General features: G+C 57.3%; 1 pseudogene. It reads right to left on the bottom strand.

What is annotated here, in order from left to right:
• Positions 1 to 419 (bottom strand): annotated as a pseudogene (locus tag AWH02_RS11040) (MSCRAMM family adhesin SdrC); the annotation flags it as partial.

Here is a 419-nt window from a genome sequence, read left to right as displayed (position 1 = left end):
AGCGCCAGTGAGTCCGCATCCACGAGTGCGTCAGTATCTGCCAGTGAATCCGCGTCGACGAGTGCATCGGTAAGTGCCAGCGAATCAGCCTCAACGAGTGCGTCAGTAAGCGCCAGTGAGTCCGCATCTACAAGTGCATCGGTAAGTGCAAGCGAATCCGCGTCTACGAGTGCATCGGTAAGTGCAAGCGAATCAGCCTCAACGAGTGCGTCAGTATCTGCAAGTGAATCCGCGTCCACGAGCGCATCCGTGAGTGCAAGCACGTCCGCGTCCACTAGTGCCTCAGTATCTGCGAGCGAATCGGCATCTACGAGCGCCTCGGTATCTGCGAGTGAGTCCGCATCCACAAGCGCCTCTGTAAGTGCGAGTGAATCAGCGTCTACGAGCGCATCTGTAAGTGCAAGTAAGTCCGCGTCGAC

This window comes from Streptococcus gordonii (assembly GCF_001553855.1).
In the GTDB taxonomy this organism is placed as follows: domain Bacteria; phylum Bacillota; class Bacilli; order Lactobacillales; family Streptococcaceae; genus Streptococcus; species Streptococcus gordonii.
This window is presented reverse-complemented; position numbering and strand designations above follow the sequence as displayed.